A 23,659-nucleotide genomic window follows, 5' to 3' on the forward strand; every position below is an offset into this window, starting at 1 on the left:
TCGATAGTCCAAGGGACCTTAGGTCGGACTCTTGGAATATCTCCTCATCAGGCTAATCACGGTTTTTGACCCGGCTCTTTGGCCGGGTCTTTTTTTTGCCAGTTTTTCTGGCATGGCTTCAGGCTAATGAAGACTGTGTGTTGCGTGATGGCGCGCATGGTAGCAAAAGACCATCGCCAAAAGAAACCCGGCCGAACGCTCTGGCTCACATCTCTGAGAATTAGCGCTTGAGAATCAATCTCATAGATTCTAAGCTGCAATGGCGTCATGGATGACGCCCCCTTCCCGCCCGCAACAATTTTGCCTCCAGCCGTTACCTGAGTCCTGTGTAATATATCTGCCACAACACTCCTACTCAGGTAGCCAGACCATGACCGTGGCCTTGACCTCCATCAAGATCAGCACCGACTTCGACAGCGGCAATATCCAGGTGCTCGACGCCAGCGATGCCCATCAGTTGCTGCTGGCCATCAAACCCGATACCCGCAGCGCGCATTTCCAGTGGTTTCACTTCAAGGCCGAAGGCATGCACGTGGGGCACACCCACACCTTCCGCCTGAGCAACGCAGGCCAGTCATCCTACAAACACGCCTGGAGCGGCTACAACGCCGTGGCGTCGTATGACCATATCAACTGGTTTCGCGTGCCCACCCGTTTCGATGGCGAAACCCTGCACATCAGCCTTGATACCCAAGAGAAACACGCCTGGATCGCTTACTTCGAACCCTACAGCCGCGAACGCCATGACTGGCTGATCGACCAGGCCCTGAACCGTGCCGGCACCCACCTGCTCGCCACCGGCAAAAGCGCCGAAGGTCGCGACATCCAACTGCTGCGCCGGGGCAAAGGTGGCGACGGCCAACGCAAGGTCTGGATCATCGCCCAGCAACACCCTGGCGAACACATGGCCGAATGGTTTATGGAAGGCATCATCGAACGCCTGCAACAGGATGGCGACACCGAGCTGAAAAACCTGTTGAAGGTGGCCGATCTGTACCTGGTGCCCAACATGAACCCGGACGGAGCCTTCCATGGTCACTTGCGCACCAACGCCATGGGCCAGGACCTCAACCGCGCCTGGCAAAGCGCCAGCCAGGAGATCAGCCCGGAAGTGCTGTTCGTGCAGCAACAAATGGAAAAATACGGCGTGGACCTGTTCCTCGACATCCACGGCGACGAAGAAATCCCCTACGTTTTCACCGCTGGTTGCGAAGGCAACCCGGGCTACACGCCGCGTATCGAAGCCCTGGAAAAACACTTCCGGGGCCACCTGAGCGCCCTCACCCGCGACTTCCAGACCACCCACGGCTATACCCGTGACCTGCCGGGCGAAGCCAATATGACGTTGGCGTGCAATGCCGTCGGCGAAAAATACGACTGCCTGTCCCTGACCCTGGAAATGCCGTTCAAGGACAACGACGACGCGCCCAACCCGCACACCGGCTGGTCAGGCAAACGCTCGATGCAATTGGGCAAGGACGTGCTGAGCACCGTGGCCGATATCGTTCCTCACCTGCGCTGATACCGCCGCGCCCTGTAGTGAGCGGAATTGCTCGCTCACTACAGGCCAACCAGCGTCGATCAGTCTTTGGTGCCGGTCATGCTTTGCAGCACGCCATCGCGACGGATCAGCCCGTGGAACAGCGCTGCCGCCAGGTGCAACAGCACCGTCAGGAACAACAGATAGGCCAGAAACCCATGGGCCTTGCGCAAGACAGCGAACAACGGCGCATTCGCCGCCACCAGCGCCGGCAGCCGAATCGAGCTGCTGAGCATCACCGGATCACCCGCCGCTGAAATCATCGCCCAGCCCAGCAGCGGCAACACCAGCATCAATGCGTACAACACCAGGTGAGACGCCTTGGCCGCCAGCACTTGCCACAACGGCAAATCGCTGGGCAATGGCGGCTGACGGGTCGAAAAACGCACCGCCAACCGCACGATGACCAGCGCCAGAATCGCAATACCCAAAGGTTTGTGCAGGTGAAGCAACCATTCGTGCCGCTCCGACACCGACGCGGCCAGGCCTGCGCCAATAAACAGCATGGCGATGATCATCAGCGCCATCAGCCAGTGCAGTACGCGCGCCAAGGGGACGAAAAACCGAGGTTGATGATTCATGGCTTCGACTCCTGAGGGGCCTTGTGCAAGGGGCTGACTTCACCGGCGCGGCGCAGGTACGAACTGGCATAGGCCGCCGAACGTGCCGCCAGCAAGGGGTCGTTGGAGGCTTGAATGCCGCTCGGCAGAATCAGCGGATCGAAGTTGATATCGCGGCAATCGCCGTCAGCCTGGGGCTGGCTGCTTTCCAGCACCAGGGTGCCGGCGTTCAGCACCTTGTGCTCGCCGGTCCAGGCCTTGCTGGCGTCGTCCAGCGGATCGCCGGGGTTGGCCAGGGTCATATTCAATTGCCAGCGCAGAGGTCCGCTGGCCAGGCGTTGAGCCAGGTCTTTCTCGAGGAAATCCGACCCCGCCGGGGCGCTATCACCTGCGGCGTCCTGGCTTTGGGGGACCACACCCCAGCGCACGGCCTGGCGCTTGCCATCGGCGTCCACCAGGAAAAATGCGTTGATCCCGTTATAGGTTTCCGTGGCGTAACTGGCCGACGGCTTGGCGGTCTTGACCCAGGCAAGGAAGGGTGCGGTCTCGGGATGCGCGGCAAAAAACGCCGGCATGCTCGCCGGGTTCGGCTTGCCGGTTGCCGGGTCCGGGGTACCGGCTTTGAGCAACTGGTAGAACGCCTCGGGGGTGCCCACCGGGAATACCGGCATGCTGTTCATGCCCGTGCGCCATTGTTGGCCGTTGGCCTGACTGAACTGCACGGCAAGACTGCGGATCGGCACACTGCTGTCCGGCGCATAGGGGTTGCCACTGGGCAAGGCGAACCGACCGATGACCGGCGTCCTGGCCTCGCTGAACACTTGGGCACTGGAATATGCGCGGGCCTCGGAACTGCTTTCGAAATACCCGGCTACACACACGCCCTTGCTGTGGTTACGCCGGAATCCCGGGTGCACGCCATTGTTGGTTTCCAGGGCATTGACCAAGGTCTTGGGGCGCAGCCGCTGTGGGTCGAGTGTGCCGTTGACGTAGGCAAACGCCCCTGCCACAACCGCAACCACGGCGCCGATGCCCGCCAGCCGCGCGATCAGGCTCGCGGTGCTCAACGGAGGACGGGGCGGTGATGAGTGATCTACCATGAACAAACTCCAGGGCCTGAGGCCTTAGGGGGTGAAACACAAGGTCGGAGTACTGAGACGAACGCCAATCCACTCTATTCCCCAGGGCTGATTTTATTTTTCAGAACCTGGAATAACCTTCAACGCCGGACGTCTCTCCAGTCCCAGCGTAGTGACCAGCCAGACTCCCATGCATGAACTCGACGAACAGTTACGTGAACTCATCCCCAGGCTGCGGCGTTTTGCCGTTTCCCTGACCCGTAACACCAGCAGCGCCGACGACCTGGTGCAGTCGACCCTGGAACGGGCGATTGTCAGTTGGGCCGACAAACGCATCGAAGGCGACCTGCGGGCCTGGCTGTTTTCGATCCTTTATCGGCAGTTCCTCGATGCCCACCGACGCAACCGGCGTTATGCGCGCATGCTCGAATTTTTCACCGGCCGTGACGATGCGCAGCCTTCGGTGGAGCGCACGGTCATCGCCCAATCGACCCTGCAAGCCTTTGACCAACTGAACACCGAGCAGCGTGCCTTGCTGCTGTGGGTGTCCGTCGAAGGCTTGAGCTACAAGGAGGTAGCGGAAATCCTCGACGTGCCCATCGGCACCGTGATGTCACGCCTGTCCCGTGCGCGCCAAGCCCTGCGTCAACTCAGCGATGGCGAGATTGCCAGCCCTTCCCTGCGGATACTCAAATGATCAGCCTGCCCCCCAGCGAACGCGATTTGCATGCCTACGTCGATCACCAACTGTTGGAGAGCGATCGCCGTGTACTCGAAACCTGGCTGTCGGCCCACCCCGACGTCGCCGCCCAGGTCCACGCCTGGCAACAGGATGCGCAACGGTTGCGCGCCTCACTGAGCGGCGCCTTGCAGCAACCGGCCAACCCGGACCTGGACCCTGCGTTGATTCGCCAGCGCGTCCGGCACCAGTCCCGTCGGCACCTGGCATCGGCTGCGGTGCTGCTGATTGCCGTCAGCGTCGGCGGCTTCGGTGGCTGGCACGCCCGTGAAGCCACACAACCGGAGCAATTGCCCATGGCCGATGCGATGCAGGCATTCCGCCTGTTCGCCCAGGACGGCATTATGCCCGCCGACTACAACGCCCAGGACAGCAGCACCATGCAGGCCTGGCTCGACCGCTACTTCAACCAGGCCCATCGCCTGCCCGACTTGAGCGCCTCGGGCTTCACGCCAGTCAACGGACGCCTGCTCACCACTGAGTCGGGCGCGGCGGCCATGGTGGTGTATGAGGATGGGCAAGGCCACAAGATCAGCTTCTACATTCGCCCGCCGGGCCCGGAGAACAGTTTGCTGCCCCGTGGCAGTCGCAGCGCGGATGGCTTGCAGGCGCAGTACTGGTCGGGCGCCGGGTACAACTATGCGATGGTCAGCCCCAATGACGCATCCACCGCACGGATGCTCCAGCAGACGATCAAGTTCTAGAAGCCCACATCCAGCACCACGTTATCGAGGTAAGTACCGCCCGGCGGCGTGGCCTGGTCGGTGTAGATCTTCGCGTTGTAGTTGAACACCTGGCTACCGGTGCCCAGGCCGTTGCCCGGGTTGACCTCGGCGGTGGAGCTGTCTCGCCGTGCAGCGCCGACACTGCCCCAGCGCGTGGTGCCGGCGCTCTTGAAGATGTCGTAGGCCAGGTAGTTGCTGCCCGAAATCATCCGCCGTCGCCCGCCCACGCTGACCGCGTTCTGGCCATCGCTCAACCCCACGCTGTAGGCACTGCCCTTGGTGCAGGAGATGCTGATGGTCTGGCCGGTCACCGGGGTAAAGGCGCTGATCACCGGTGCGCTGCCAAAGCTGATGTTGGGCGCGGTGATCTGGCAGTCGTTGGTGACGGTCATGCTCACCGTCAGCGTGCGGGTCTGGGGCGTAAGGTTTCGATCACGCAGCACACACAGGGACCCTACCCCCAGACCGATGCAGTAATCCCAGCTCCAGGCCAGGTTCAGCACTTCGGTGTAGACCCCCGCCGCCACGTTGCTGCCCGTGATGCTGCCGAAGTACAGCGGCAAGGTCTTGTTGCCCGGCCCGCTCAACAGCCCGGCGGCGGTGGCCAGGCCATTGGGGCCGAAGTCGAACTGGCTGTTGCGGTTGATCGGAAAGTTGGTGGTGTTGTTGCCGTAGACCGTATAGCCGATCACATCACCGGTGGGGCCGACCAGGCCGCCCGTCAGCGAGCTGACGGTCAGGTAGAAGTGATCGCTGGTGCCCAACGCGATCAGCGAAGCCCCGCAGCTCAAGCCGGCGTTCTGGGTCGAACTGCCTTGCGAGGCGGTGCGCACGTTGATCGAACTGACCGAGCCAAAGCTGGCCGGTGTCGTCGCCACCACCGAACACAGTGCCACCGCCTGCCCCGATACCCCAAGGCTCGCGCTCGCCAACACACTGTAAAGCCATCCCTTGCCCCTCACCCGCTCGCTCCTTGTTCAGCCCTTCATTGGCACACCAACGGCCCGATCAGGGGCACGTCCTGTTGTTGCGCATCCATGTCGAAAGCCGCCTGGCAGGTACGCCCGCCCGCCATCGTGACCTGCAAAGTGTTGTGAGCCGCCAGGTTTTCCAGGTAGACCAGCCCCTCCCAGCCCACCACAGCCTGGGTGTTGCTTTGCTCGTGCACCACCAGGCTGCCCAGGGGCAACTCCTGGTGTTGGCTGTCCACCAGGGTGATGCTCGCGGCGATCACCCGACGCAGCGGAAACTCCAGCAGGTAACCGCTGCCCCGGCGCACCGACACCCGCTGCTCCACGTTCGGGCTCTGGATATTCGGCGGCAGGTTGAGCGGGTCAATCTCATATTTTGCGCGGTAGTAGGCGCTGCTCCAGGGCACCAGCAGGTGCCCGTTACGGTCAGTCTGGCCCACCAGCTGGTTTTCGTAGCGCACCGGAATCCCGGCGAAACCCTGGGTACTCACCACCACAAAGGCATCGTTGATGCGGTTGGCGGCGAAGGTATCGCCGCCCATCCACACCAACGAACCGCTGGCATCCGCCCAGCGCGTCTCGGCATCGCTGCTGCCGTAGACACCGGCCTGCAACTGCACCGACTGCAAGCGCCAGGTCAGGTCGGCCTGGCGGTAGGTCGGTCCGTCGCCCTGGGCGTAGCCGAGGTTGTAACCCACCCCGCCTTCGCTGGGCACCGAGCTGCTGTAGTTGATGCGCTGGCGACTGGCGCCATCCTTGCTGCGTTCGCTGCTCAGGGCCAGGCTGCCATTGAGGTCGAACGGGATCACCAGTTGTGCCTGCACGGCCCAGTTGCTGTCGCCGATCTCGCGGTTGGCCGACAGGTAAAAACTGGTATTGCGCCACAGCGGCTTGCTCCAGCTCAGGTTGAGCAGGCGCGTGCGCGAATCGTCCGCGGCCTGCACGTCGAAATAGCCCACGCCCAGGCTGCCGAAACGCTCCAGATTGAGGCTGAGGGTGACCTGTTCGCTGCGCTTGCTCAGGCTCGCGTAAGGGGTGTCTACGAGGGTCAGGTCAGCATATTCGTCGTGCCGCTCCACGCGCTGGTACGACAGGCTGTAGCGCGAGCTGTTGTACTGATAACCCAGGCTCAGTTGCTGGCCATTGCGACCGTCGAACTGGCTCTGGCTGAGGGCGGTATTGAGGATGCCGAAGTTGCCCAGACGCAGGTTGCCGCCCAGGCCGCCGAGGGTCAGGTCACTCGACGCTTCGGCGTGGCTTTCCAGGGTCAGGTTGTCGGAGAAGCCATAGCGAAAGGTGCCACTGGCCACACCCGGCCCGTAGGCGAAATCCCGTACCGTGTAATCGCGGCGCAAGGTCCCGGCCGCCACGGAGAAGTCCGTCAAGCCCTTTTGCAGCAAGGTACTGGTGACATAGAACGGCACCGTCGTCGACACCTGGCGTCCCAAGGCGTCCGTAGTGACCACCACCGCCTCACCGGCGCCGTTGATGAAGGGCACGTTGGTAAGGGTGTACGGCCCCGGCTGCAACAATGCGCTCTCGGATTTGTAGCCATTGATAAACAGGTCCACCGACGATGGCACCGCCGCCTCGCCGGCAAACTGCGGCAACGGATACGTCACCAGGTCCGGGCGCACCGCGAAATCCCGCGAGAACTGCACCCCGCCCAGGCGCACCGAACTGCTCCAGGGCAGCGACCCGCTGATCACGTCACCGGCCTCGTAAGTGAGCATCCGCTCGTCATCGGAGAAACGCCATGTCGTGTCATAACGGCGATAACCGTTGTCGAGGGTGCTGTTGCTCACGTTACCCGACAGGGTCTGGCGGTATTGCCCGGTGTTGGACAAGGTTCCCCACGTGTCGAACAGCCGCACTTCGTTCCAGCCGGCCAAGTAACTGCCACCTTCGTCGGTGTCGTTGAAGTACAGGTCATAGTTGAGCAAGGCACCGAAGCTGCTCATGGCCTGGGTGCGCGGGTAGGTGTTGCGGTTGCCGATGAACTGTTCCCGCAACCAGGACGGCGGCACATCCAGCAACAGGCGCTGGCCGTTGCTGTCGTAGTCGCTGTGCAGGCCGGGCAGTTTGTCCAGGGCGATGCTGCCGGTGGGATCACCGGGCAGTTTCATGCCGACGTCCTGCAACGCGCTGGCGGGCACATACAGCTCGCCCGCCCGTTGATCGACCGCGATGACGCGGCCGGTGTCCATCTGGTTGACCACCAGCTCCAGAAACAACTGTGCATCGGCGACAGCCTCCATACTGCTCGGGGGCGGTGGCAGGTCGCCAGCCATCCCCGGAAGCGCCAGCATCGCGCCCCACAGCCCGCTCACCACTGCCACCGACGGCCACATACAACGAGCCCGACCACGACTCACACATGGCGTTGTGTCCTTCAATGGACATCTCCATCCTGTTGAACCCGGGGTTTACCCCGTCCCGCTGCCTACTCCGTTATCGCGCCGGCGCCAGGGCTTCCAACTGCGCCGCGCCATTGATCCGCACCTGCAACGGCTGGTCGGCCGACACCGCCTCCGGCACCGGCCAGCGCATCGTCGCGCCCGGCAGCACGTAGCCCAGCAAGCCGTCCGCCACCGGTCGTGTCTGACCCCCTTGTTTGAACGACGCGTCGGTGAGCCGCGCATGTACAGCACCCTGGTTGCGCACCTCGATGTAACTGCGCCCGGCCACCGAGACCTTGCGCCAGCTCAGATCCGGTTTGCCGGCGCCCTTCGGATCGCGCTGGCGCGTGGCGTCTTCCTTGCTCCACAGCCCCGCGCCGTAGGCAAACAGCGGCACCGAGTAACGCATCTGGAAGCGAATCGCCGCCGCCGTGTTCTTGCCCTCCGGCGGCGTCGGCACCTGCAAGGGCGAAGGGATTTCATCGATGATGATGCGGTAGGCCAGCTCCTGCCCGGGTGGTACTTCACGGGTGCGTGTCAGGCGCACCAATTGTTTTTGCCCGGGTTCGATCTTCGCCACCGGCGGGCTGCCGATCACGTCACGCTGGTTCTGGTATTGCTCGTCGAAACCGTTCTGGCTCCAGGCGAATACGCGAATCTGCAAATTGGCCGTCTCGGTGCCACGGTTTTCCAGCCACAACGCACTGGCCTGCTGGTCGGCCTCCAGCACCGGGTCGATCGGCCAGATCAGCACCGAACTGGCCGCCTGCACCGCCGCCACATTGCCCAACGCCCCCGCCAACACAGCAAAACCCGCGGCCCACAGCCGCCGGGAAGGTGAACGCATAAAACCACTCCTCATACCGATAGCCCTACCACGACAATTGCACCTGCAACGTGTCGCTGTACGTCCCCCCAGGCTGATTGCCCGGTAACTGCACCCGCCCGTAAATCGGCAGGCTGATGTTGTTTGCATCGCTGTAGGTCACGTTGACGCTCTGACTGATCCCCAGGCTCTGGCTGAACGCTGCATCCCGAAACAACTGGTACGCCACTCGCGCAGTGCCGGTATTGAGCTGCAAATTGCGCCCGGTGCTGCTGTGCAGGCCGCCGTTGACGCTCATGCTCAGCGTCACCCCCGGCGTGCATTGCAGGGTCACGCCACCGGTCAGGGCGGCGCTCACTGTGCTGGTGGACAGCGCCGAATAACTGCCGTAGGTCAGCGCCCCATAGTTGGAGCCGCCGCCCACCACCAGGCAGCCGGGGGTGACAGTGGCGCTCACCTGAAAGCTCTGGCTGGTCACCGCCGACAACGGCAGTGGCACCGCCAGCCCACACGCCAGCAATGCCCTCACCCACCCAGGCCGGGTCATGACGCTAGAACGTCAGTTCCACGGCCACGGTGTCGGTGTAGGTGCCCGCCGGCAACCCCGCCTTGCCCACCGCACGACCGTAGAGATTCACGGTTTGCGCCACGCCGGTACTGGTGGCGAGGGTGATCACGCCATCGATGGCCAGCAGCGCGGAATGCCCGCTGTCGGTGTAGAAGTCATAGGGCACAAAGTTGCCGAGACCATCGGCCAGCGCCCGAGTACCGCCGGCGGAGGCATTGTCATGGGCACCGGCACGCACTTTGATGGTGGGCGCAGTGCCCGCCGAGCACAGCACCGACAATGCTCCGCCCGTGCCGGTACCGCCCAGCAACTGGGCATCGGCATTGGTGAACAGGCTGTTGGTGGTACCGAAGTTGAGGCTACCGAAGTTCAACCCGGTGGCCGCGCCGGAACCGTTGACCTGGCAACTGGCGATCAACGTCAGGCTGGAGGTGATTTGGCCGGTCACGGTGGTGGCCGCATTGAGGCTGGAAGCCATTGCCAGGCCCAGCGCACAAACGCCTAATCGCGATACGAGTACATGCATGATATCCATCCTCATGGTTTACCAATCCAGAGTCACCGTCAGGGTGTCTGTGTAGATGCCGGCCGGTAAGGCCCTGATATTCGCCACCACCGAGCCGAATACCGGAATTGGTATCTGCGTGCCCCGGGTCACGACGAAATTGCGCTGCTGGCCGATGTTGTAGGTGCTGTGCCCTAACGGATCGGCCGAAAGTCGATACGGTATGGTCTGGGTGCCGTTGCTCAGACGCCGCGTGGTGCCGTCACCGTGGGCGCCGCCGTCGATGGTCACGGTAAAACTGCTGACTACCGAAGGGTTGCATGACACCGACAGAGGCGCCTTGTCGCCGTCGGTGACGCCTGCCGCCAGGGTGTTGTTCCAGGTCGGCCCCTGGCTGCCGAAGTCCAGGAGCGCAGTGCCACCTGTAGGGCTCACCGGCGCACTTTCAACGCTGCTGACCTGGCAACTGGCGGTGATCACCAGGCGCGCATGAATCTGTCCGCTGGCGACCGCCGCCCAGGCGTCATCGGCCAGCAGCAACAAGCCGCCGAACGCCACCAGGGCCAGGCCGCGGCTCACCATGTGACCGTGACCTTGAGCAGATCGGTGTAGCGGCCCACGGCGGGAATGTCCTTGAGGGGTTCGATACGCCCGTAAAGCGGCAGGTCGACGGAGCCGGAGTCCGGCACGCGAAAGCCGAACGGCACATCCACCGGCAGCGGGATCAACCGCGCAGCGTCGGCATACAACCGGTAGGGAATGGGTTTGATCGAAGGGCTTGCAGCGCTCAGGTAACGCACTTCGCCGGTGCCGCCATGCAGGCCGCCGTCCACGCGCACCTGGTACGGCGTCTCAGGGTTGCACTCCAGACGCGGCTGGCGCTGGCTGATCAGCGCCGCACTCAAGGGCCCCGCCGGGTCATCCAGACGCGGACCACTGCCAAAGTCGAGGACGCCCAGTTGCTCGATGCCCGCGCTGCGGGTGGTGCCCACCAGCTGGCATCCGCGCTGCACGTCGATGCGCACCTCTACCTGAAGCTGTGCACCATACGACGCGTCGCAGAGCATTGCGCCCATGACTGCCAATACTGCTCGTCCCTTCACTGCCCCACATCCTTATACAGGGGTGACTCCTGCGTATGAGGTTAGTCACTCGGGGCGAAACCGCCAGTCTGGCCGGGATCCAGGCTATCAACGGGGTTGTCCATGCCTTTTCGAGATAGCACGTGGGGCCCTTCTCTATTGGTCAAATCGGGGCGAGCGCCCTAAAGTAAGCGACCACCGAAATACAGAGTGACCGCCCTTGGCCGTGCTTTCCCTGATTCGTCGCCTGCTGGCGCGTCCGTCCGAGCGCCACGACGCATCCCTGATCCCGACATTCTTCCGGAACAAAGCCGCGCAACAGGGCTACACCCTCAGCACCGGCCAGACCGAGGCCATCGCGGCCATGGCCCGCGAAACGCAGCACCTGCTTACCGGCCAGCCGACCCGCAGCCTGTACCTGCATGGTCCCGTGGGGCGTGGCAAAAGCTGGTTGCTCGACGGTTTTTTCCAGGCGCTGCCCATCGACCGGAAGCAGCGCGTGCACTTCCACGATTTTTTCGCCCGCCTGCACCGGGGCATGTTCGCCCATCGAACACACCACGACGCCCTGGGCGCGACCCTCGATGAGCTGCTGGAAGGCTGCCAGGTGCTGTGTTTCGACGAGTTTCACGTGCACGACATCGGCGATGCCATGCTCATCACCCGGCTGTTCAAGGCGCTGTTCCAGCGCGGCGTGCTGGTACTGGTGACGTCCAACTACCCGCCCGAGGGGCTGCTGCCCAATCCGCTGTACCACCAGCGCTTCAAACCGGTGATCGACCTGATCGCCGCGCGCATGGACGTGCTGGAAGTCAGCTCGCCCCAGGACTTTCGCGGCCTGCCCCAGGCCCACGGCACGCAACGCTTCACCCAAGGCCGCTACATATGGCCGGGCACCGTGGCTCAGCGTGAAGCGCTGAACCTGCCCTCGGTGGATTGCCCTCCCCAGCCATTAACCGTCGGCACCCGGCAACTGGTGTGCCGCTGGCATCGAGAACGCACCCTTGCGTTCACCTTCAACGACCTCTGCGAACAGCTCACCGCCGTGATGGATTACCTGCTGCTGTGTCAGGACTTCGACCATTGGATCATCGATGGCCTGCCACTCCTGGCCGACTGCCCGATCGCCGTGCAACAGCGTTTCATCAACCTGGTGGACGTGCTCTATGACCGCGACAAGCAACTGACGCTGATCGGCGAGCAGCCGCTGGCCGCATCCCTGGCCGGCCAGGCCATTGACCTGGCGCGCACCGCCAGCCGCCTGGGGCAATTGCAACCGGTCGGCGTGCAAGCGCTGACCGACCCGGTATCATAGGCGCCGTTTTCGCCCTCTTGCCGAGTGACCGCGCCGTTCATGAATACCCTCGCTCAACTCAAGGCCGGCCAATTGGCCGGTATCACGCGCCTGGACCTGTCCTGCGGGCTGACCGAATTCCCCCGGGAAATCTTCGAGCTGGCCGACTCCCTGGAAATCCTCAACCTCACGGGCAACGCCCTGAACAGCCTGCCGGATGACCTGCATCGCCTGACCCGCCTGCGGGTGCTGTTCTGCTCGGATAACGCCTTTACCGAACTGCCGGCATGCCTGGGCCAATGCGCGAAACTGAGCATGATCGGCTTCAAGGCCAATCGCATCAGCCGCGTGCCGGCCGCCGCGTTGCCACCGCAACTGCGCTGGCTGATCCTCACTGACAACGCCATCAGCGAGTTGCCCGACGAACTGGGCGCGCGGCCTTTGCTGCAAAAACTGATGCTGGCCGGCAACCAGCTCACGGCGTTGCCGCAAAGCCTGACCCACTGCCACAACCTTGAGTTGATCCGAATCGCCTCCAACCGCTTCACCCGTCTGCCGCAGTGGCTGCTCACGCTGCCCAGCCTGACCTGGCTGGCCTATGCGGGTAACCCGGTGGAAATGGCGGTGGACGTGGCCGGTGATGAAGGTACGCCGAACATTCCCTGGCGTGAGCTGGAACTGGGCGATGTGCTGGGCGAAGGCGCCTCGGGCGTGATCCGCCGAGCGCTGTGGCGGCCTTCGGGGCAATCAGTGGCGGTCAAGCTCTATAAAGGCACTATCACCAGCGACGGCTCGCCCCTGCACGAAATGCAGGCCTGCATCGCCGCCGGTTTGCACCCCAATCTGATCAAAGTGCGAGGTCGGGTCACCGAACACCCGGACGGCCAGGCAGCCCTGGTGATGGACCTGATCGACCCGAGCTACCGCAACCTGGCGGCGCTGCCGAGCCTGGCTTCGTGCACCCGCGATATCTATGCACCGAGCACGCGCTTCAGTCTCGAGGTGGCACTGCACATGGCCCGGGGCATCGCGTCGGTCGCGGCGCATCTGCACCGGCACGGCATTACCCATGGCGACCTCTACGGCCACAATATTCTGTGGAATGAATGGGGCGATTGCCTGCTGGGGGATTTTGGCGCGGCGTCGTTCCATGCCACGGCGGACACGCTGGAAACCAGGGCGTTGCAACGGATTGAAGTGCGCGCGTTCGGGGTCTTGCTCGGGGAACTGCTGGAGCGGATTGAGGATCAGGCGTGTGAGGCGTTGGTCGCGCTGCAAACACGCTGCTGTCAGCCCGATGTGCTGGCGCGTCCAGGGTTCGACGAAATCGAAGCCATCCTGCAAGCCTTGTAGGAGCCGGCTTGCCGGCTCCTGGACTCAGGTGTTGATCAGCCCGCCAGGCCGACGAACATGTCCTGCACGTCGTCGTGGTTGTCCAGGCCTTCCAGGAAGGCTTCAACCTCGGCCATCTGCTCATCGGTCAAACCGCTGACCGGGTTCTTCGGCGTGTAGCCCAGCTTGGCCGACAGCACGGTGAAGCCCTGCTCCGGCAGTGCCTTCTGCACGGCATCGAGGTCGGTGGTCTCGGTGATGAACAGGGTGGCGCCCTCTTCTTCGCCTTCCTGGAAATCCTGGGCGCCGGCTTCAATCGCGGCCATTTCCGGGTCGGCGTCCGGGGTGTCCGGCGAGGCTTCGATCAGACCGACGTGGTTGAAGTCCCAGGCCACGGAGCCCGAAGCGCCCAGCTGGCCCTTGCGGAACGCCACGCGGATTTCCGCCACGGTGCGGTTGATGTTGTCGGTCACGCACTCGACGATCAGCGGCACCTGGTGCGGCGCGAAGCCTTCGTAGGTCACGCGGTGATACTGCACGGTCTCACCCAGCAGACCGGCGCCCTTCTTGATGGCACGGTCCAGGGTTTCCTTGGGCATCGAGGCCTTTTTGGCCTGTTCCACCACCAGTCGCAGATGGGCGTTGGTCGCGGTGTCGGCACCGTTGCGGGCGGCGATGGTGATTTCTTTCACCAGCTTGCCGAAGATCTTGCCCTTGGCATTGGCTGCCGCTTCTTTATGTTTGACTTTCCACTGTGCGCCCATGACTCACTCTCTTCATATCCATGGCGCCGAAACGTCTACTGGCCGGCGCTTTGGGGGCAGAGTTTATAGGGCAAAAACCCTTCGTTCCACCAAAAAACCATCTAGGGCGCCCACTCGAAAAACGCCTGGATCAGGCGCAACGCGCGGCGTCGCTCCAGGCAACCAAGCATGTGCCGGTTGACCAGCCCCTCGCCGTGCAGGGGAATTGCCCGCACCCGCGGATCCGGGCTGACCTCCACCGACGACACCACCCCCACGCCCAATTGTGCCGCCACGGCTTCGGTCACCGCTTCGCGACTGTCCAGTTCCAGCAGCACTCTGGGCCGTACCTCGGCGGCCACGCAGGCGTTATCGAAGGTTCGCCGGGTGATGGAGCCAGGCTCGCGCAGCACCATGATTACCTCGTGAAGCTGCGCCAGGCGGATACCTTCCGGTTGTAGTGCCCAGGGGTGGCTGGCCGGTACCAGCGCGCAGATTCGCGACGCGTCCAGGGGTTGCAGGTGCAGGCCGTTGCGCGGCTCCACTTCGGTGAGCACCGCCACATCCGCGTGTTCGGACAGCAGCGCCGCCAGGGTTTCCTGGGCATTGCCCAGGCGCAGATTGACGGTGATGCCCGGGTAACGCGCCCGCAGGTTGGCGATCATCGGCATGACCAGGTGCGGACCGTCCGCAGCCACTTCCAGGCGTCCCTTGAGCAACTGGCGATTGGCCTCCAGCAAAGTCTGGGCCTCATCCACCAGGCCGAAGATCGAACGGGTGATTGCCGCCAGGCGCACGCCTTCCTCGGTCAATTCCACGCGCCGTGCGGTGCGCCGCAGCAGGGGGATCTGGTAGTGCTCCTCCAGCGCTTTGATATGCCCGGTCACCGCCGGCTGGCTGATAAACAGCCGCGCCGCCGCACGGGTAAAACTGCCCTCGCGGGCTACGGCATCGAATGCACGCAGTTGAAACAGGTTCATAGCTATCGGCCTCACTGATAGCTCGCATAACAACAAACAATTTGATTGATAGCAAGCCAGACCGCAACGTAAGCACCGTCGCTCAACCGCTGCCCCGCGAGGATTCAAGATGACCACCGCTGCGCCCATTTTGCTCACCCCCGGCCCGCTGACCACCTCTGCGCGCACCCGCCAGGCGATGATGGACGACTGGGGCTCCTGGGATGAGCGCTTCAACCAGCTGACCGCCAGCGTGTGCGAGCAATTGCTGGCGATCATCCATGGCGCCGACACCCACCATTGCGTACCGCTGCAAGGCAGCGGCACCTTTGCGGTCGAAGCCGCCATTGGCACCCTGGTGCCGCGTGATGGCAAGGTACTGGTGCTGATCAACGGTGCCTACGGCAAGCGCCTGGCGAAGATCTGCGAAGTGCTGGGCCGCGCCTTCAGCACTTTCGAAACCGCCGAAGACCAACCCACTACCGCCGTCGACGTCGACCGCCTGCTGCACGCCGACCCCACGCTCACCCATGTCGCATTGATTCACTGCGAAACCAGCACCGGCATCCTCAACCCGCTGGCGGAGATCGCCCAGGTGGTGAAACGCCACGGCAAGCGCCTGATCGTCGACGCCATGAGTTCCTTCGGCGCCTTGCCCATCGATGCCCGCGCAGTGCCGTTCGACGCACTGATCGCCGCCTCGGGCAAATGCCTGGAAGGCGTGCCGGGCATGGGTTTCGTCTTCACCGAAAAACAGGCCCTGGCTACCGCGCAAGGCAACTGCCACTCCCTGGCGATGGACCTGTTCGACCAGCACGACTATATGGCCAGGACCGGTCAGTGGCGCTTCACCCCGCCGACCCATGTGGTCGCAGCCCTGCATGAAGCCCTGCTGCAATACGCCGAAGAAGGGGGCCTGGCTGCGCGCCATCAGCGCTATACGCGCAATTGCCAGGCGCTGCTGGACGGCATGGCCGAGGTGGGCCTGCGCAGCTTCCTGCCGGCAGCGATACAGGCGCCGATCATCGCTACCTTCCACGCGCCCCGGGACCCGCGCTATCACTTCAAGGACTTTTACGAACGGGTCAAGGCCCAGGGTTTCATCCTGTACCCGGGCAAATTGACCCGGGTCGAGACTTTCCGCGTGGGCTGCATCGGCCATGTCGACACCCCGCAAATGCACGCCGCCGTTGCAGCCATCGCCCAGGCGTTGCACGCCATGGGCATCCCTCTTTCTTCGCTTGGATCGCAACCATGAACTACCAGAACCCCAACACCCTCCAGGCCGTGATCCTCGACTGGGCCGGTACCGTGGTCGATTTCGGCTCCTTCGCACCTACGCAGATATTTGTCGAAGCCTTCGCCGAGTTCGACGTGCAGGTATCCATCGATGAAGCCCGTGGGCCGATGGGCATGGGCAAGTGGGACCATATCCGCACCCTGTGCAACGAACCCCAGGTCGCCGAGCGCTACCGCAAGGTGTTTGGCCGCACGCCGACGGATGACGACGTGACGGCCATCTACCAGCGTTTCATGCCGTTGCAGATCGAGAAGATCGCCGAACACTCGGCACTCATTCCCGGTGCCCTCGACACCCTGGCGCGGCTGCGCCTGCAGGGCCTGCGCATCGGCTCCTGCTCCGGCTACCCCAAGCAGGTGATGGACAAGGTGGTCGAGCTGGCGGCCACCAATGGCTACATCGCCGATCATGTGGTGGCCACCGACGAGGTGCCCAACGGCCGCCCCTGGCCGGCCCAGGCCCTGGCCAACGTGATCGCCCTCGGCATCGATGACGTGGCGGCGTGCGTGAAAGTCGACGATACCGTCCCCGGCATCCTCGAAGGCCGTCGCGCCGGAATGTGGACCGTGGCCCTGACTTGCTCGGGCAACGCACTGGGCCTTACCTACGAGCAATTCCGGGCTCTGGACGCCGCGACCCTGGCCAGCGAACGCCAGCGCATCGAGGCGCTGTTCGCCGGGTCGCGCCCCCACTACCTGATCGACACCATCAATGAGCTGCCGGCAGTCATCACCGACATCAACGCCCGCCTGGCCCGAGGGGAAATGCCGCAGAGCCATTGAGCCGGGTCAAAACATCCGCACTCCTGCCGGGCAAAGCGTGCAAAACCGGCATACAGTTAAAGGACTCCGTCGTCAGAACGGAGGCTTGCCCTGATGAGTGAGGACACCCGCAATGCCGTGGAAAAACTCTGATACGCGCTACAGCACCATGTCGATCGCGCTGCACTGGTTGATGGTGCTGCTGGCGGTGGTCTACGCCTGCATCGAATTACGCGGCCAGTTTCCCAAGGGCAGCGGCGGACGAACCCTGATCGTCGAGATGCACTTCATGTTCGGCCTCACCGTGTTCGTGCTGGTATGGCTGCGCCTGTTCGCCCGCAGCCTGGGTGTAGCGCCGAAGATCCTGCCGGCGCCACCTGCCTGGCAGAACCTGCTGGCGACCTTGATGCATTTCGCGCTGTACGCCTTGATGATCGGCATGCCGATTGCCGGTTGGCTGATCGTCAGCGCCGAGGGCCATTCGGTGATGTTCTATGGCATGGAGTTGCCGCCGTTGATTGGCGAAAACAAGGCACTGGCCAAGGAGATCGAAGGTTGGCACGTGCTGTTCGGCAAGGTCGGTTACTGGCTGATCGGGCTGCATGCCCTGGCGGGAATCTTTCATCATTACGTACTGCGCGATAACACGGCCTTGAGAATGATGCCAGGCGGGCTGGCTCGCGAAGGCGGCGCAACACCCACCAAAACAGCTGACTGATAGACCGGATTCGCGAACGTTGATTGTTCCCACAGGGGATCAGCGCTAGCCCCTAAAGCCCCGGTTGCCCTGAAGGCCGCCGGTGTGGACGAAGATCAGCCGCGTGCCGGGCCGAAAGCGACCGGAATCAATCTGTTGCTTGAGCGCCAGCAAGGCCTTGCCGGTATACAGCGGTTCCAGCGGCAGACCGCAGGCCTGTTGTGTGGCGTCGATGAAATCCAGCAGCAACGGGTCGTTTTTGGCAAAGCCACCTCGGCTGGCGTCGAGCAGTTCATAGCCACCCTGCACAATAGCGTCGACGTTTTGCGCCACACCGTGGTCATCCGGCACAGCCATGGCGCCGTACACCGGATGCGCGCCCGCCTCCGCCAGCGCCAGGCCCGCCACGGTGGTGCCGGTGCCTGCCGCCAGCCACCAGGCGTCGTAATCGGCCCAGCCCAACCGGTGCAACTGCGCACGCACCTGCTCGACCAACACCCCGCAACCCAGCGCCCCTTCGACGCCGCCACCGCCTTCGGGCACGGGATGGAAATCCGGATACTGCGCACGCCAGGGCGTCCAGAAACCCGGCTCATGCCGCGCACGATAACCGCCATAACCCAGCCAATGCAGGTGCATGCCGAAGGCCTCAAGGTCGAGGACAATGGGCGTGTTCTGCGCATGGCCGCGCAGCAGGCCGACGGTGGGGAAACCAAAACGCTTGCCGGCGGCCGCCAACGCATGCAGGTGATTGGAATAGGCGCCGCCCAGGCTGATGATGCCCCGCGCACCTTGCGCCCGGGCCAGGTGCCCGCTGAGCTTGAACCATTTGTTGCCGCTGATCAGCGGGTCGATGCGGTCCAGGCGCAACACGGCCAACTCGACACCCTTGAGCCAATCCAGGCGCAAGGGTTCAAGGGGAGCATGGGGAAGCCAATCGAAGGGGCCCATCGGCAGGGTCTACAAGAAAAACGGGGCGGTAATCTAACACCGCCCCGCCTGGGGCCTTACAACTCGGCGGCGAGGCGCGAGCCCTGGTTGATCGCGCGCTTGGCATCCAGCTCGGCAGCCACATCGGCACCGCCGATCAGGTGCACATTCTGGCCGGCGGCGAGCAGACCGTCCTGCAACTCGCGCAGCGGATCCTGGCCGGCGCAGATGACGATGTTGTCCACCGCCAACACCTGCGGTTCACCGTCCGCGCCGATGCGGATGTGCAAGCCTTCATCGTCGACCTTCAGGTACTCGACGCTGCTGAGCATCTGCACCCGCTTGTTCTTCAAGCCGGTGCGGTGGATCCAGCCGGTGGTCTTGCCCAGGCCGTCGCCCACTTTGGAGGCCTTGCGCTGCAACAGGAACACTTCACGCGCAGGCGCATGGGGCTCGGCCTTGACGCCAGCCACACCACCACGGGCCTGCAGGTGGGTGTCGATGCCCCATTCTTTCCAGAACGCCTCACGGTCCAGGCTGGTGGACACGCCCTGGTGCACGAGGAACTCCGAGACGTCGAAACCGATACCACCGGCGCCGATCACCGCCACGCGCTTGCCCACCGGTTTGCGCTCCAGCAGCACATCCAGATAGTTCAGCACCTTGGCGTTGTCGATCCCCGGGATCGCCGGGGTACGCGGCGCGATGCCGGTGGCCAGAATGATTTCATCGAAGCCGCCGGCTTTCAGTTGCTCGACATCGGCACGGGTGTTGAGGCACACCTCCACATGGGTGGTCTGCAACTTGCGCTTGAAGTAGCGCAGGGTTTCGAAAAACTCTTCCTTGCCCGGCACGCGCTTGGCGATATTGAACTGGCCGCCAATGTCGCTGGCCGAATCGAACAGCGTCACCTGATGACCGCGTTCGGCGGCAACCGTCGCCGCGGCCAGGCCCGCAGGACCCGCACCGACCACGGCGATCTTCTTGATCTGCTTGACCGGCAGGTAGTTGAGTTCGGTCTCGTGGCATGCCCGCGGGTTGACCAGGCAGGTGGTCAGCTTGCCGCCGAAGATGTGGTCCAGGCAGGCCTGGTTGCAACCGATACAGGTGTTGATTTCATCGGCACGCCCGGCGGCGGCCTTGTTGACGAAATCCGGGTCGGCGAGGAAGGGGCGCGCCATGGAGACCATGTCCGCATCGCCTTCGGCCAGAATCTGCTCGGCGACTTCCGGGGTATTGATACGGTTGGTGGTGATCAGAGGGATCTGCACCGCACCGCGCAATTTGGCGGTGACTTTGCTGAACGCGCCGCGCGGCACTTTGGTGGCGATGGTCGGGATCCGCGCTTCGTGCCAGCCGATACCGGTGTTGATGAGGGTCGCGCCGGCGCCTTCGATGGCCTTGGCCAACTGCACGATTTCTTCCCAGGTGCTGCCGCCCTCCACCAGGTCGAGCATCGACAGGCGAAAGATGATGATGAAATTCGGGCCTACGGCTTCACGCACCCGACGCACGATTTCGACGGCCAGGCGCATGCGGTTCTCATAGCTGCCGCCCCAACGGTCGGTGCGATGGTTGGTCTGGGCGGCGAGGAACTGGTTAATGAAGTAGCCTTCCGAGCCCATGATTTCCACGCCGTCGTACTCGGCGACCTGGGCCAGCAGCGAGCAGGTGACGAAATCCTGAATCTGCTTCTCGATGCCCTCTTCGTCCAGCTCCCTGGGTTTGAACGGGTTGATCGGTGCCTGGATCGCACTCGGCGCCACTTGCTTGGGGCTGTAGGCATAACGGCCTGTGTGCAGGATCTGCATGCAGATCTTGCCGCCCGCCTCGTGCACGGCCCGGGTGACGATCTTGTGTTTCTGTGCTTCTTCGTCAGTGGTCAGCTTGCTCGAACCGGCATGCACGCAGCCTTCCTCGTTCGGACCAATGCCGCCGGTGACCATCAGGCCCACACCGCCACGGGCACGCTCGGCAAAGTACGCGGCCATGCGCTCGAAACCGCCGGGTTTCTCTTCAAGGCCCGTGTGCATCGAGCCCATCAGGGTGCGGTTGCGCAAGGTGGTGAAACCCAGGTCCAACGGGGCCAGCAGGTGCGGGTAGGCAGCAGCGGTCATGGTACAGCTCCACAACGGATCATCACGGGACGTGGCACGCTCTGACGGCATGCCATCGGTTTATGTCCCACAGACTAAAAGGCAGCGGATGTCGGCTCAATGACCGAAACTGACAAGTTATTGATCCAAATGCACAGCACCCCTTGGCAAGCCGTTCCCTGGGCCCTACCCTAGTCGGCGAACCCTGCACACGGTCCGTTGTCTGTTGCCCCATGCGTAAACTTCTAGCGTTCTCCGTCACCCTGGCTCTGGTTGCCGCCATCGCCGCATATCTGGTCTGGACTCAGGAGCGCCCCGTGGCGCATTACCTGTCGGACCTGCGCATCACGCTGGCCGTGAACGAAGGCCTGCCTGCCGACCGCGGCAATTTGCTGGGCATTCAGCCGGAACTGTTTCCAGCCGACTACCAGAGTCTGGAACGCCTGCACCTGAAGCTCGCGGCCTACCTGCAAAAAGCCCGGGACCAGGGGCTGATCAACGAAAAGACCATTGTGGTGCTGCCCGAGCACATCGGCACCTGGCTGATGCTCGGCGGCGAAAAGAACGAGCTGTACCAGGCCACTCGCCTCAAGGATGCAATGAACTGGCTGTCGGCGAGCAACCCCTGGCCGTTCCTGCGCGCCTGGTTCAGCGCCACCGGTGACAACCGCACCGACGATGCGTACCTGCGCATGAAGGCGCCGGCCATGGCGCGCGACTATCAGCAATTGTTCGGCGGGCTTGCCAAGGAATTTGGCGTCACCCTGGTCGCCGGCTCCATCGCGCTGCCCAACCCGAGCGTGAGCCAGGGTCAGCTGCGTATCGGCCACGGTGCCTTGTATAACGCCAGCCTGGTGTTCGACGCGCACGGCATGCCCGTGGGCCAACCCCAGCGTCAGTTGTACCCGATCTACGACGAACGCGGTTTTATCGAGCCGGGCGACGAGCACACCGTCAGCGTGGTCGATACCCCCGCCGGGCGCCTGGGCATCCTCATCGGCAGCGACAGCTGGTACCCGGACAATTACCGCAAACTCAACGAACAGGGCGCGCAGTTGATCGCAGTGCCGGCGTTCGTCACCGGGCGCGACACCTGGGAACGCCCTTGGCGTGGCTTCAAGAGCGTGTCCACCCCGCCGGAAATCAGCCTCAAGCCTGAAGAGCTCAGCGAGGGCGATGCCTGGCACCGCCTCACCCTGATCAGCCAGCCACCCATCAGCCAGGCGACGGCGGGCATGAGCGTGTTTCTGCGAGGACAATTCTGGGACCTGGGCACCGCCGGGCGCAGCTTTCTCAGCGGCAACGGGCAGGTCACCGCCGACGGCGACGCCCGTGGTGCGCGTCTGCTGAATATCTGGCTGTGACACCATGAAGCCGGTGCGCCTGGGGGATTTGTCGGTGGGCTTCGTACAAGCCCTGGCCGACGCGATCCACAGTCATGGCCTGGACCCGCAGCCGCTATTGCTGCAATACGGCCTCGACCCGGCGCGTCTGGCCGAGGCCGGCGCCCGCTTGTCCATCCCGCGCTACATGCGCCTGGGCCATGCCGCCATCCAACTCACCGGCGACCCGGGCCTGGGACTGCGCATGGGCCAGCTCAGCCGCCTGAGCCAGGCGGGTCTGGCCGGGGTCACTGCCGCCCAAGCCCCCAACGTGCGCGAAGCCGCACGCGCACTGACGCGCTTCGAAGCGCTCTACGGCTCCAACTATCGCGGACAGTCGAGCTTCCAGGAGGATGCCACAGGCGCGTGGCTGCGCTTTTACTCCATCAGCCCCTACAACGCCTACAACCGCTTTGTGGTGGACTCGATCCTCGCCGGCTGGCTGCATCAACTCTCAAGCCTGGCGCAGCAGCCGGTGTACGCCCAACGTATCGACATCGAATTCGAGGCTCCGGAATACAGCGAGCAGTACACAGCACTGGGCGACAGTCCGATTCACTTTGGCGCCGAGGCCAACCAACTGCGCCTGAACCAGCACACGCTGGCAATGCGCAACCCACAACATTGCCCCAGCACCTGGCACTGGTTGCTGCAATTGTGTGAAAGGGAATTGGAACAGCTGACTCGCACCCGCAGCCTGCGCGAGCGCATTACCCGCTTGCTCGGGCCGATGCTCAATGGCGGCCGGGAACCCGACCTGGAGGAAGTGGCGGCACGCTTGAAGCTGCCAACCTGGACATTGCGCCGCAAACTGGCCGAAGAAGGTACTCAGTTTCGCGCGATTTTGAACGATACCCGCCGCGACCTGGCCATGACCTATATTCGCGATACGGAACTGGCGTTCGGCGAGATCGCCTACTTGCTCGGTTTTGCTTCAGCCCAGGCGTTTCAACGGGCGTTCAGGCGATGGAACAACCAGACCCCAGGGGAATTTCGCCGCAGTCAGCGGCATTCCGCCTGAAGCCGGTCTTACAACTCGGTGGCGTCGTCAGCGGGTTCCAGGGGATCCGATTCAAACGCGTGAAACTCCAGCAGCTCTTCTTGGTAATCGTCCATGGCGGACTCCTTTTCGGATTGAAAGCAGGTGCAGGTCAACTGACCTGCAAACCCA

General features: G+C 63.4%; 24 protein-coding genes. 10 read left to right on the forward strand and 14 right to left on the reverse strand.

All coding sequences use genetic code 11. From position 1 onward, the window contains the following. Positions 1–56: 56 nt before the first annotated feature. Positions 57–269: a hypothetical protein gene (locus tag ACW9IN_RS16865; protein ID WP_457366945.1), complete on the reverse strand. Its 213-nt coding sequence runs from the start codon at positions 267–269 to the stop codon at positions 57–59. Between the two features lie 101 nt (positions 270–370). On the opposite strand from ACW9IN_RS16865, the gene ACW9IN_RS16870 reads away from it, so the two are divergent. Further along, positions 371–1,522 (forward strand): M14 family metallopeptidase, encoded by a 1,152-nt coding sequence (locus ACW9IN_RS16870; RefSeq protein WP_457366946.1) that lies wholly within the window; start codon positions 371–373, stop codon positions 1,520–1,522. 59 nt (positions 1,523–1,581) lie between these two features. Here ACW9IN_RS16870 and ACW9IN_RS16875 read toward each other — a convergent pair whose 3' ends face one another. Next, complete coding sequence (locus ACW9IN_RS16875; protein ID WP_457366947.1) at positions 1,582–2,121, reverse strand: cytochrome b; 540 nt, start codon at positions 2,119–2,121, stop codon at positions 1,582–1,584. Continuing rightward, positions 2,118–3,200 (reverse strand): catalase family peroxidase, encoded by a 1,083-nt coding sequence (locus ACW9IN_RS16880; protein ID WP_457366948.1) that lies wholly within the window; start codon positions 3,198–3,200, stop codon positions 2,118–2,120. The genes ACW9IN_RS16875 and ACW9IN_RS16880 overlap by 4 nt, the downstream gene beginning before the upstream one ends. A 169-nt stretch (positions 3,201–3,369) precedes the next feature. Between ACW9IN_RS16880 and ACW9IN_RS16885 the strand changes: the two genes are divergently transcribed. Continuing rightward, complete coding sequence (locus tag ACW9IN_RS16885) at positions 3,370–3,876, forward strand: sigma-70 family RNA polymerase sigma factor (protein ID WP_457366949.1); 507 nt, start codon at positions 3,370–3,372, stop codon at positions 3,874–3,876. After that, entirely contained in the window at positions 3,873–4,622 is a 750-nt protein-coding gene (locus tag ACW9IN_RS16890) for an anti-sigma factor family protein (RefSeq protein WP_457366950.1), read from the forward strand. The genes ACW9IN_RS16885 and ACW9IN_RS16890 overlap by 4 nt, the downstream gene beginning before the upstream one ends. On the opposite strand, the gene ACW9IN_RS16895 is transcribed toward ACW9IN_RS16890, so the two are convergent. From ACW9IN_RS16895 to ACW9IN_RS16925, 7 genes are all read right to left on the reverse strand, one after another. Continuing rightward, positions 4,619–5,605, reverse strand: coding sequence for a Csu type fimbrial protein (locus ACW9IN_RS16895; RefSeq protein ID WP_457366951.1), 987 nt, complete (start codon positions 5,603–5,605; stop codon positions 4,619–4,621). The two genes, ACW9IN_RS16890 and ACW9IN_RS16895, sit on opposite strands and share 4 nt — an antisense overlap. Positions 5,606–5,628: 23 nt before the next feature. Beyond that, positions 5,629–7,965, reverse strand: a complete 2,337-nt coding sequence (locus ACW9IN_RS16900; protein ID WP_457366952.1) for a fimbria/pilus outer membrane usher protein — start codon at positions 7,963–7,965, stop codon at positions 5,629–5,631. A gap of 100 nt (positions 7,966–8,065) precedes the next feature. Next, positions 8,066–8,860 (reverse strand): fimbrial biogenesis chaperone, encoded by a 795-nt coding sequence (locus tag ACW9IN_RS16905; RefSeq protein WP_457366953.1) that lies wholly within the window; start codon positions 8,858–8,860, stop codon positions 8,066–8,068. 25 nt (positions 8,861–8,885) lie between these two features. Then, on the reverse strand, positions 8,886–9,386 hold the full coding sequence (locus ACW9IN_RS16910) for a Csu type fimbrial protein (protein ID WP_457366954.1): 501 nt from the start codon (positions 9,384–9,386) through the stop codon (positions 8,886–8,888). A 4-nt stretch (positions 9,387–9,390) separates the two neighbouring features. After that, a complete protein-coding gene (locus ACW9IN_RS16915; protein ID WP_457366955.1) occupies positions 9,391–9,933 on the reverse strand; it encodes a Csu type fimbrial protein in 543 nt (180 codons plus the stop codon). Between the two features lie 18 nt (positions 9,934–9,951). Next, entirely contained in the window at positions 9,952–10,494 is a 543-nt protein-coding gene (locus ACW9IN_RS16920; protein WP_457366956.1) for a Csu type fimbrial protein, read from the reverse strand. Continuing rightward, complete coding sequence (locus ACW9IN_RS16925) at positions 10,488–10,988, reverse strand: Csu type fimbrial protein (protein WP_457366973.1); 501 nt, start codon at positions 10,986–10,988, stop codon at positions 10,488–10,490. Before ACW9IN_RS16925 ends, ACW9IN_RS16920 begins: the two co-directional genes overlap by 7 nt. Positions 10,989–11,214: 226 nt before the next feature. Between ACW9IN_RS16925 and zapE the strand changes: the two genes are divergently transcribed. Together zapE and ACW9IN_RS16935 are read left to right on the forward strand one after the other, a co-directional pair. After that, entirely contained in the window at positions 11,215–12,309 is a 1,095-nt protein-coding gene (zapE, locus tag ACW9IN_RS16930; RefSeq protein ID WP_457366957.1) for a cell division protein ZapE, read from the forward strand. 39 nt (positions 12,310–12,348) lie between these two features. Then, the gene (locus tag ACW9IN_RS16935; RefSeq protein WP_457366958.1) at positions 12,349–13,641 is read left to right on the forward strand and encodes a protein kinase; all 1,293 of its coding nucleotides are present in this window, start codon (positions 12,349–12,351) and stop codon (positions 13,639–13,641) included. Positions 13,642–13,676: 35 nt separating this feature from the next. On the opposite strand, the gene ACW9IN_RS16940 is transcribed toward ACW9IN_RS16935, so the two are convergent. Both ACW9IN_RS16940 and ACW9IN_RS16945 read right to left on the reverse strand, forming a co-directional pair. Beyond that, complete coding sequence (locus tag ACW9IN_RS16940) at positions 13,677–14,384, reverse strand: YebC/PmpR family DNA-binding transcriptional regulator (protein ID WP_457366959.1); 708 nt, start codon at positions 14,382–14,384, stop codon at positions 13,677–13,679. A 101-nt stretch (positions 14,385–14,485) separates the two neighbouring features. After that, complete coding sequence (locus tag ACW9IN_RS16945) at positions 14,486–15,343, reverse strand: LysR substrate-binding domain-containing protein (protein ID WP_457366960.1); 858 nt, start codon at positions 15,341–15,343, stop codon at positions 14,486–14,488. Positions 15,344–15,452: 109 nt separating this feature from the next. Here ACW9IN_RS16945 and ACW9IN_RS16950 point away from each other — a divergent pair, with 109 nt between their 5' ends. The 3 genes from ACW9IN_RS16950 to ACW9IN_RS16960 all read left to right on the forward strand — a co-directional run bounded on the left by ACW9IN_RS16950 (position 15,453) and on the right by ACW9IN_RS16960 (position 18,101). Next, positions 15,453–16,580 (forward strand): 2-aminoethylphosphonate--pyruvate transaminase, encoded by a 1,128-nt coding sequence (locus tag ACW9IN_RS16950; RefSeq protein WP_457366961.1) that lies wholly within the window; start codon positions 15,453–15,455, stop codon positions 16,578–16,580. Continuing rightward, complete coding sequence (gene phnX, locus ACW9IN_RS16955) at positions 16,577–17,404, forward strand: phosphonoacetaldehyde hydrolase (RefSeq protein WP_457366962.1); 828 nt, start codon at positions 16,577–16,579, stop codon at positions 17,402–17,404. The genes ACW9IN_RS16950 and phnX overlap by 4 nt, the downstream gene beginning before the upstream one ends. 112 nt (positions 17,405–17,516) lie before the next feature. After that, on the forward strand, positions 17,517–18,101 hold the full coding sequence (locus ACW9IN_RS16960) for a cytochrome b (protein WP_457366963.1): 585 nt from the start codon (positions 17,517–17,519) through the stop codon (positions 18,099–18,101). A gap of 45 nt (positions 18,102–18,146) precedes the next feature. On the opposite strand, the gene ACW9IN_RS16965 is transcribed toward ACW9IN_RS16960, so the two are convergent. Then, positions 18,147–19,031, reverse strand: a complete 885-nt coding sequence (locus ACW9IN_RS16965) for a 1-aminocyclopropane-1-carboxylate deaminase/D-cysteine desulfhydrase (protein ID WP_457366964.1) — start codon at positions 19,029–19,031, stop codon at positions 18,147–18,149. 56 nt (positions 19,032–19,087) lie between these two features. Next, positions 19,088–21,127: an oxidoreductase gene (locus ACW9IN_RS16970; protein WP_457366965.1), complete on the reverse strand. Its 2,040-nt coding sequence runs from the start codon at positions 21,125–21,127 to the stop codon at positions 19,088–19,090. A gap of 212 nt (positions 21,128–21,339) precedes the next feature. Between ACW9IN_RS16970 and ACW9IN_RS16975 the strand changes: the two genes are divergently transcribed. Both ACW9IN_RS16975 and ACW9IN_RS16980 read left to right on the forward strand, forming a co-directional pair. Then, positions 21,340–22,470 carry a carbon-nitrogen hydrolase family protein gene (locus ACW9IN_RS16975; RefSeq protein ID WP_457366966.1) on the forward strand — a complete coding sequence of 377 codons (1,131 nt, stop codon included), beginning with the start codon at positions 21,340–21,342 and terminating at the stop codon, positions 22,468–22,470. Between the two features lie 4 nt (positions 22,471–22,474). After that, positions 22,475–23,509: an AraC family transcriptional regulator gene (locus tag ACW9IN_RS16980; protein WP_457366967.1), complete on the forward strand. Its 1,035-nt coding sequence runs from the start codon at positions 22,475–22,477 to the stop codon at positions 23,507–23,509. Positions 23,510–23,659: the final 150 nt, after the last annotated feature.

The organism is Pseudomonas sp. SDO5271_S396, assembly GCF_054071795.1.